The organism is Halorubellus sp. JP-L1 (genome assembly GCF_011440375.1).
Classification (GTDB): Archaea; Halobacteriota; Halobacteria; order Halobacteriales; family Natrialbaceae; genus Halorubellus.
Window position 1 is genome coordinate 307,308 of record NZ_JAAOIR010000005.1, and the last position, 9,493, is coordinate 316,800.

Here is a 9,493-nt window from a genome sequence, read left to right on the forward strand (position 1 = left end):
ACTCAGGCGGCCGTCGCGGCCTCGGTCTGGAGGTACGCGCTCGTGATCACGGCGAGTTCGAACGCGACGATGGCCGCGACGAGGATGGGATAGAGCCAGCCGGGGACGCCGAGCATCCCGAGGCCGACCGTCGAGAACATCCCGAGGAGTAGCAGTACCAGGAAGACGACGACGAGCGCGCCCACGTTCCGCTTGAACGTCCCGTAGCTCTCGCACAGCGCCGCGAAGACGCCGTCACCGGCGAGGACGACGCGTTGCCGGACGAACAGGAACACGAGCGCCAAGAGGATGCCCGGGATCACGGCGAGCAGGAGCCCGATGCCGATGAGTACCCACGCGACGAAGTTCGACGCCAGCGACTTCGCGTACGTCCCCCCGATCCCGTCGAGGAGGTCGCCGTCGGGGAGCGACTCGGGGTCGTCGGCGAGTGCGCGGACGCCGACGACGTGCAGGAACTCCGCGACGAACGGGAGCGTCGCGAGGAACACGAGCACCACCGGGAGCGACAGGTCCAGCCCCGTGCTCGTCGCCTGCTCGACGAACTCCGCGAGCGCGTACTCCTGGCGCTCGATCAGTTCCTGCTGGAGACGACGGACGGACACGTCCGCGTCCGACACCTGATAGCCCATCTCCTGGGCGACGTCGGCGCCGAACTCGTTGATCCCGAACTCGATGAACGACCCGACCGCGGTCTCGTAGACGAGCGACCGCAACGACCCGTACAGTGCGAGCACGACCACGAGCAACCCACCCGATGGCGTGGCGAGTCTGTCGAATCCATCCTCGAACGTCTCGGCAACATCGATTCCCATACCACTTCGGTCCGACGAACTCGAGAATAAAAATAACTCTCATGTCCTGTGTCTCCATTTGCTCGGTCGCATCGGTGACGAGTCGGTCGACGGCCCGAGGACGCATCCTCCCGGCGCACGCGAGGTCTCTCGACGGGCCGAGGACGCTCACGTCAAACGACACGACCTGGATTTCATATCGCGGTATCTAATTTATCGGTGGCTGGTTGGGGTGTTTCAACAATCGCACCCCGTGGGAGCGAAAGCGTCTCTCAGAGCGTCTCTCGGTGGAATTCGCACAACTCAGTTTGGGAGCGGCGTCTGCCGTCGGGAGAATAGGGCTTGCTGCGGAATCGATACCGAGGCACGTCCGTTCGCGGCGGATTCGATGGAGAGCGGTCCGCTTCGAACGCTCTACTCGCGTCGTCGGCTCGCTGCTCCCGTGCGCGAAGCTCGTACGGAACAGTCGCCGATCTGGCGTTCGCGGACGCCAGTCGTTCGGCTCGGGCCAGGGCCGCCCCTGAACTGTCCGATTCGGCGTGCTCGCGACGCTCCGTCTCCCGAGACCAGCGAGGTGGGTCGGACTCCACTATCGATGATCGTCGCGGTCCGCGACGGCCGTCGCTCGAGTGCACTGCCAGCGAGACGAGTACGTGGATACCACTGCCAACTAGACGAGGACGTGGAGACCACTGCCAGCGAGACGAGGACGTGGAGACCACTGCCAGCGAGACGAGTACGTGGATAATTTCGATCCGCGTGCGGGCGCACGACCCATTCGGTCCATTCACCCCGGGTTCGAGGCCGACGTTGGCCGCGCCTCGACTCGACGGAGCGGAACCAGGGGACCGTCGCGTCGACCAGTTCGACGATACAGGACCGATCGATTCGACAGCGAGAGTCGTTCTGGGATTCGACCGACCCAGTTCGATCGCGACGGCCGGTCGGGTGGTCGTCGGTCGCGTGTTCGGCTCGGTCCGGGGTCGGACGCTGGTCGACGGCCAACTCGTGGGTTCGACATGACCCGTCGAATCCCAGACGCGAAGTCGGTCTCGACGGGCGATGCTGTCCGTCTCCGGGGCATTCCGAACGAGCTACGTGTAACGTCCACCGACCGGCGATAAATTAGATACCGCGATACGAAATCGCGGTGCAGGATCTCCACGTCGAGAAGCCCCGGTTGGATCGATCGGTCGATGGGCTTCCCAACGACCGATCGCACCCACAGCAGAATTTTATCAGACCACTGACGATGAGTTGGTGTGAACCGACGTTCGTACCTCGCAGCGCTTGGTGCGAGTATCACGCTCGCCGGGTGTTCAGCGTCAGATGACTCGGTCGACTCGCTTTCCGTAACCAGCCCGACCGTAGCGCAGGGAGATGTGGCGACCATCGCCATCGAAGCGACGGACGTGGGGAGTATGCGATTCACCGAGATCCCGACCGAGTCGGAGCTCTCTGATGACGAGAGACAGCTCCAGATCGAATTCGAGGGTGCGACGTTCACGCCGCCTCCAGAGTTCACGTGGCAGACGCATCCACCGACCTGGAGCTGGTCGTCGGAGCAGCGTATCGAAGGGGCGGTTCCGGTCCGGACGCTCCACGACACGCCTCCGGGAACCTACCGAATTTCGGTCACCGTCTTCGAGGACGGGTCGGACGAGGAGAAGACGGAAAGCCAGATAACGGTCGAAGGCGACTTCGGGGCCTAACGGACGAGGTCTCGGCGAGATACCGATAGTGGGAGGACGCCGCGATCGTGGTGACCGGGACTCGTCCTTCGTCGAGAACGCCGGGGGGAACAGTCGCCGTGCGGTTCGAGGACGTCGCGTTCAATCCCCGAGCAGGTGGCGTGCGGTGATTCGGTCGCTCGCCCAGTGGCGGTCCGCTGCGTCGGCGGAGGCGAGGGTCGCCAGGACGTCGAGTTCCTGCTCGAGTGCGTCGTCGTCGACGGCGGCCATCTCAGCCTCGAAGTGGTCGGCGAACGTCGCGAACCGTTCGCGGTACGCGGCGGAGACCGTCAGGTCCTCGCTCTGTTGCTCCCACTCGCCGAGGTGGTCGTCGGGGACCTCGATGCCGTCCGCGGACGGGTCGCCGTCGCGTTCGCGTTCGTCGACCATCCAGTTCTTCAGGAGGTCGGCGTACCGAGAGAGCAGGACGGCCTTCCGGACGCCGGCGTTCGCGAACTGCTCGGGGCCGCCATCGGGGAACGCGACGGTGGTCTCGCGTTCGTTCGTCGTCCCCGTCCGGTCCTTCCAGCTCGCGCGGAGCGTGAGCGTGCTTCCGCCCGCGGCCGCGTCGTCGGTGCGTGCGACCTTCGCGAGCACCACGCCACCGCGGGTCTCGCCGCCAGCGGTCGGCGACGCGAACAGCGTGTTCACGTGCAGCATCCGGCCGGTCGCCTCGTCGGCGGCCGAGGAGCCGTACACCTGCCGGATCTCGTAGCCCTCGGCGTCCAGTTCGAGCGAGAGGTCGAAGACGAGTGGCGTCACCACGTACTCGAAGTTCTCGACGACGCGCTCGCGGAACTGGCTCGGGGAGTGCACCGAGTAGTAGTTCGCGCCGCGGACGCTCGTTATCTCGTCGACGACGTCGGTGTTGAAGTCGACGCCGACGCCGACGAACGTCGCGTGCGCGTGCTCCGCGGCGGCGGACTCGAGGCGGCCGCGGAGGCCGCCCTCGCTCGTGTCGCCGACGTTCGGCATCGCGTCCGTCAGGACCAGCATCCGGTTCTCGTACGTCGTCTGGTCCGCGTTCGCGTACTCGTCGAGGAGGCGGGTGGCGTCGTCCATGCCCGCCGAGAGGCTCGTGCCACCACCGGGCTGGATGTCCTCCCGGATGTGCCCGCGAATGGCGTCCATGTCCGTCTCCGAGACCGGATTCAGGGGTTTCGCGACGGTCGCGTCCTGGTTGTAGAGGACGACCCCGAGTCGGTCGTCGGGGCGGAGTTGCTCCGTCACTGCGGCGAGGGCGTCCTTCGCGACCTGCATCTTCGACTCGCTCCCGGCGTCCTCGACCTCCTGCTCGTTCCCGTACTGGTCGTAGTAGTACTCGTCGAACGACGAACTCATCGACCCGGAGACGTCGAGGACGACGACGAGGTTGAGGCGCTTCCGGTCGAAGGCGTCGGTCTCGAGCCCGGAGTTCAGGCCGACGGAGAGGTAGCGCTCCGTCTCGCCGTCGAGCGGATCGGCGGTCACGGCCGACAGGTACGTGGGACAGAACAGGTCGCTGCACGTGCCGGTGTCGCCGGAGTCGGCGGAGCTGCCGGAGTCCTTCGAGCCGCCCGTGTCGAAGTAGTAGTCGTAGAACAGGCCCTCGTACGAGACCGAGGACGGGATGGGGAGGTAGTCGTTCTCGACGTTCCGCCGGAACGTGTTCGCGTCCTTCGCGCCGCCAGCGGCGAGTCCGACCGACTCCGTCGATGCACCGTCCGCGGACGCCGATTGATACGTCACGTTCGAGCCGGCACTCCCGCCACTCCCGCCGTCGCCGCCGCCGAGGTCGCCGGGCGAGAACTGCCAGTCGTCGACCTTCCCGTCGTCGTCATCGTCGGTCAGCGTGGGGAGACCGCCGACGCGTGCGTTGCAACCGGCGAGGCTCGCGCTCGCGGCGGTCGCGAGCGCCAGCACCGAACGTCTGCTGCGCGGGGACATACGACCACCATGCAGCTACCACGGCTTAACACCTCGACAGACTGAAACGCGTGTTTCACCTCTCTCACCGCCTGCGACGTCGGTTTCGGCGACCGACGGCGGCGAAACGCCGCACTTTTCGGCGGGCGAACCCCAGACCACGGTATGAGCGACCTGGACCCGGAGACGTTCGAGGAAGAGAAGTACGTCGAGTACTTCCCGAAGCTCCAGCAGGCGTACAAGAACGCGTTCAATCGCGTGAACGAGCGGTACGACGCCGAACTCGTTCACGCGATCGACCAGCAGGTCCTCAACGAGAGCGAACCGCACTACGAGGGCGACGGCGAGTTCACGATGGCGCTCCCCGACGACCCGTACGACCGCCTGGAGGGCGTCATCGTCGACCGCGAGAAGTTCGAGGCCGTCCTCGACGCGTACGTCGACGAGATCAAGACGGAACTCCGGCGCGTCTTCAGCGTCTGAGTCGTCTCGACTCGATCTGCGAGACCGTCAGGTTCGAGGCGTCCGATTCCCGAGTCCGTCCGAGCACCGTCGTCCGAGCGGACGTCGTCCGCAGGCCGGGACGCGAACACATGAGTCCAAAGGCCTAAGCCCGTTCACCGGCTAATCGCATCCATGAGTACGGAGACCCAGGACGGCGACGACCTCGAGGAGCGCGTGACGAACTTCCTTCGCCGGAACTTCCCGCAGATCCAGATGCACGGCGGGAACGCGGCCATTACGGACCTCGACCGGGAGACGGGCGAGGTCTCCATCCAGCTCGGTGGCGCGTGCTCGGGCTGCGGTATCTCTCCGATGACGATCCAGGCGATCAAGTCCCGGATGGTCAAGGAGATTCCCGAGATCGAGACCGTGCACGCCGACACCGGCATGGGTGGCGGTGGCGACAGCGGCATGAGTCCGTCGTTCCCCGGTCACGAGGGCGACGACGGCGGCGACGGCGACGGCGACGAAGGCCCGCAGGCGCCGTTCTGAGGCGCCGCCGGACCACGTAGACCACCGCTCTCCTCGCGGTTCTCGCGCACGACGAGCGACGGCGCTGCCCGGACGGTCCTGGCTGCATCGATCGCTTCCTGCGCGAAAACAACAGTTCTTAGTCGTTGCTTCACTCGAATCCCGGTATGGACCGCACCGATACCGGGCGGAACGTCCTCTTCGTCGTGCTGGACACGGTCCGCAAGGACCACCTCTCGGTCTACGACTACGACCGCCCGACGACGCCCGCCCTCGAGGAGTTCGCGAACGAGGCGGCCGTCTACGAGCAAGCCGTCTCTCCCGCCCCGTGGACGCTCCCCGTGCACGCGTCGATGTTCACGGGCCTCTACCCGAGCGAGCACGGCGCCAGCCAGGAGAACCCCTACCTGGAGGACGCCACCACGCTCGCGGAATCTCTCTCCGAGACGCACCGGTCCGCGTGCTACTCGTCGAACGCGTGGATCACGCCGTACACGCACCTCACCGACGGGTTCGACGACCAGGACAACTTCTTCGAGGTGATGCCCGGTGACTTCCTCTCCGGGCCGCTCGCGAAGGTCTGGAAGACGATGAACGACAACGACCACCTCCGGGCGGTCGCGGACTGGCTGGTCAGCGTCGGGAACATGGTCCACGAGTACACCGCCAGCGGCGAGGGCGCGGACTCGAAGACCCCCGAGGTGATCGACAAGTCGAAGCAGTTCATCGCGGCCGCCGAGCGCGACGGCGAGAACTGGTTCCAGTTCGTGAACCTGATGGACGCCCACCTCCCCTATCACCCACCGCAGGAGTACGCCGACGAGTTCGCGCCCGGCGTCGACTCGACCGCGGTCTGCCAGAACTCCAAGGAGTACAACTCGGGCGCGAGGGACATCGACGCCGACGAGTTCGACGACCTCCAGGGGCTGTACGACGCCGAGATACGGCACATGGACGCCCAGCTCGACCGATTGTTCTCGTGGATGCGCGAGGAGGGCGTCTGGGAGGACACGATGGTCGTCGTCTGCGCGGACCACGGCGAACTGTTCGGCGAGCACGACCTCTACGGGCACGAGTTCTGCATCTACGACCCGCTCGTGAACGTCCCGTGCATGGTCAAGCACCCCGACGTCGACGCGGAACGCCACGACGAGCAGTTCGAGATGCTCGACCTCTACCACACCGTCCTCGACCACGCGGGCGGGGACGCCCCCGGTTCGTTGACGGCGGACGCGACCGCGGTCGACTTCGATCCGGCGCGGTCGCTGCTGCGTGACGAACACCGCGCGTTCGACGACCCGGCGTTCGACGGCAGCGAGCGCGACCGCGGCGAGTACGCGTTCGTCGAGTACTACCGGCCGGTCGTGGAACTGAAGCAACTCGAGCAGAAGGCGAGCGCGGCCGGGATCGCGCTCGAGGAGGACTCGCGGTTCTACTCGCGGATGCGCGCCAGTCGCCGCACGGACGCGAAGTACGTCCGGAACGAACGCATCGACGACGAGTTCTACCGGCTCGACGACGACCCCGGCGAGACACGGGACCTCGCTGGCGGCGCGCGCGGCGAGGCGACCGCCGAGGACGAGGCCGCGATGGACGCCGTCGAGGCGGCGCTCGCCGCGTTCGAGGACCGCCGCGGCGGCGAGTGGAAGGTCGTCGAGGACGACGACGTCCTCGCGGACATGGACGAAGATGCGAAGGACCGCCTGCAGGACCTCGGGTACCTCGAATAACGTGACTCGCGACCGCACACCGACCAGTCGCAGTTACGGAGGACGACACCAGTGACGGACTCGACGGGCTCGCTCGCCGACGTGTTCGGCCGGCAAACGCTCGTGAAGATGGGCGCCGGGTTCCTCATCGCCTTCGCGCTACTCGCCATCCTCGCGAACGCCGTCGGTTGGCGCGAAGCGCTCGGCGAACTCCGGCAGGCGAACCCGCTGTTCGTCGCCCTCGGCTGTCTGTCGACCGCGCTCGGGTTGATGGCGTGGGGGAAGGCGTGGCAGGTCGTCCTTCGCGTCGGCGACATCGACGCGCCGTACCGCAAGCTCGTCGTGACGTACTTCGCGGCGACGTTCGCGAACTACGTCACGCCGCTCGGGCAGGCCGGTGGCGAGCCGTTCATCGCGTACGTGCTCTCCCGGGACACGGAAGCGAACTACGAGCAGAGCCTCGCGAGCGTCGTCACCGCCGACCTCCTGAACCTCCTGCCGTTCTTCAACTTCGCCGCGGTCGGGACCGCGTACCTCGTGCTCTCCTCGGGGTTCGGCGGGAGCGGGACCGCGAACGGGCTCGCGGTCGCACTCGGCGCGATGGCGGTCGGCGTCCCGGCGGCCGTGTGGGCGGGCTGGCACTGGCGGGCGGGCGTCGAATCCATCGTCCTGGCGATCGTGCGGCCGCTCTCGAACGTCACCGCTCGCGTCACCGTCGACGGCGCGCGTAACCGCATCCAGCGGTTCTACGAGAGCGTCGAGCGCATCGCGGCCGAACCACGCCAGTTACTCGTCGCGCTCGCGTTCTCCTACGTCGGCTGGTTCCTGTTCGCACTCCCGATGTGGTTCGCCGTGCAGGCCGTCGACGCACCGGTCGGCCTCCTCATGGTGCTGTTCATCGTGCCCGCGAGCACGATCGCGGGCCTCGTCCCGACCCCTGGCGGGCTCGCAGCCGTCGAGGGAGCGCTCGTCGGTCTCCTCGTCAGCCTCACCGCGACGACGAACGGCACCGCCGCCGCCGTCGCCACGCTCTACCGGCTCGAGAGCTACGTGTTCGCGATCGTGCTCGGCGGGATCGCGGCGGTCTGGGTGACCTACCGGACCTGACCGCGCGGAACCCGCCTCGACCTCGATCAGTCGCTTCGACCTCGATCAGTCGCTTCGAACGTCGTGCTCGCGCTCCCACGCCCGCAACAGCGCTGCGAGCGTCCGGTTCACGGGGACCTCGAGGTCGAGTTCCCGGCGCGCGTCGGCGGCCGCGTCGACGACGTAGCCGTTGATGGCGTCCACCTCCGTCCGACGGCCCGCCTCGACGTCCTGCCGCATCGACGACGCGTTCGTCGCCGTCCCCGCCGCCACCGCCTCGACGCGCTCGACGGCCTCGCGGTTCGACAGGCGAACGTCGCGCGCCCTGGCGACGCGAGCGGTCTCGCGCGCCGCGGCCCGCGCCAGGTCGTTCGCGTCCCCCGACAGCACTGCGCCGTTGTCGGCGCGCGCGAGCGCCGTCACGGCGTTGATGCCCGCGTTCACCGCGAGCTTCGCCCAGAGCCGCCGGGGCACGTCTGCGACGGCGTCGGCGTCGAACCCGACACCGGCGAGTGCGGCCGCGAGCGCGTCGGCGTGCGCGGACTTGCCGCCGTCGGCCGCCCCGACCACGACCTCGCCGCGGCCCGTGCACTCGACCACGCCCGGCGACCGCAGGATCGCGCCACAGGTCGCCGTCCCCGCGAGCACCTCGCAGTCGAGTCTTGCAGCGAGTTCGTCCTCGTTCCCCATGCCGTTCTGGAGCGAGCACACCGCGTCGAACTCGCCGGTCGCGAGCGCCGCCGCCGCCTCCCCGGTATCGAACGCCTTCACCGTCACGAGCGCCACGTCCCCCGAGAGCCCAGTGCCATCCGTCGTCGCCCCCGGCGTCGTCGACACCTCGAACGCGCCCTCGACGCGCAGGCCGGACTCGCGGACCGCGGCGACGTGCGGGTCGCGGCCGACGAGCGTCACGTCGTGCTCGCGCGCCAGCACCCCCCCGACGAGCGACCCCAGACTCCCCGCGCCGAAGACTACGACCTCCATACCTCACGTCCGTCGACCGGAGAGAAAAACGCTCGGCTACGCACTCGCCACCGACCCACCACAGCACTACCGACCGACCGCGAGCAACGTCGCTCGCGCCTACGGCGCTTCGCGACGCTCCGCGACACCACCGCCGAGAACGGAGACGACCGCGAGCAACGTCGCTCGCACCTACGGCGCTTCGCGACGCTCCGCGACACCACCGCCGAGAACGGAGACGACCGCGAGCAACGTCGCTCGCACCTACGGCGCTTCGCGACGCTCCGCGACACCACCGCCGAGAACGGAGACGACCGCGAGCAACGTCGCTCGC

Annotated in this window: 8 protein-coding genes; 5 read left to right on the forward strand and 3 right to left on the reverse strand. The window is 67.7% G+C overall.

What is annotated here, in order from left to right; translation table 11 throughout:
• Positions 1 to 2: 2 nt before the first annotated feature.
• A complete protein-coding gene (locus G9C85_RS18505; RefSeq protein WP_166042655.1) occupies positions 3 to 812 on the reverse strand; it encodes a hypothetical protein in 810 nt (269 codons plus the stop codon).
• Positions 813 to 2,053: 1,241 nt separating this feature from the next.
• Between G9C85_RS18505 and G9C85_RS18510 the strand changes: the two genes are divergently transcribed.
• A complete protein-coding gene (locus G9C85_RS18510) occupies positions 2,054 to 2,503 on the forward strand; it encodes a hypothetical protein (protein ID WP_166042656.1) in 450 nt (149 codons plus the stop codon).
• A 120-nt stretch (positions 2,504 to 2,623) separates the two neighbouring features.
• On the opposite strand, the gene G9C85_RS18515 is transcribed toward G9C85_RS18510, so the two are convergent.
• Complete coding sequence (locus G9C85_RS18515; RefSeq protein WP_166042657.1) at positions 2,624 to 4,447, reverse strand: VWA domain-containing protein; 1,824 nt, start codon at positions 4,445 to 4,447, stop codon at positions 2,624 to 2,626.
• Between the two features lie 144 nt (positions 4,448 to 4,591).
• Here G9C85_RS18515 and G9C85_RS18520 point away from each other — a divergent pair, with 144 nt between their 5' ends.
• The 4 genes from G9C85_RS18520 (at position 4,592) to G9C85_RS18535 (ending at position 8,217) form a co-directional block, all read left to right on the forward strand.
• Positions 4,592 to 4,909, forward strand: coding sequence for a DUF5783 family protein (locus tag G9C85_RS18520; protein WP_166042658.1), 318 nt, complete (start codon positions 4,592 to 4,594; stop codon positions 4,907 to 4,909).
• Between the two features lie 153 nt (positions 4,910 to 5,062).
• Entirely contained in the window at positions 5,063 to 5,422 is a 360-nt protein-coding gene (locus tag G9C85_RS18525) for a NifU family protein (RefSeq protein ID WP_166042659.1), read from the forward strand.
• Between the two features lie 146 nt (positions 5,423 to 5,568).
• Positions 5,569 to 7,131, forward strand: coding sequence for a sulfatase-like hydrolase/transferase (locus tag G9C85_RS18530; protein ID WP_166042660.1), 1,563 nt, complete (start codon positions 5,569 to 5,571; stop codon positions 7,129 to 7,131).
• A gap of 51 nt (positions 7,132 to 7,182) precedes the next feature.
• On the forward strand, positions 7,183 to 8,217 hold the full coding sequence (locus tag G9C85_RS18535; RefSeq protein ID WP_369680841.1) for a YbhN family protein: 1,035 nt from the start codon (positions 7,183 to 7,185) through the stop codon (positions 8,215 to 8,217).
• Positions 8,218 to 8,262: 45 nt separating this feature from the next.
• Here G9C85_RS18535 and G9C85_RS18540 read toward each other — a convergent pair whose 3' ends face one another.
• Entirely contained in the window at positions 8,263 to 9,180 is a 918-nt protein-coding gene (locus tag G9C85_RS18540; RefSeq protein WP_166042661.1) for a ketopantoate reductase family protein, read from the reverse strand.
• Between the last annotated feature and the right edge of the window lie 313 nt (positions 9,181 to 9,493).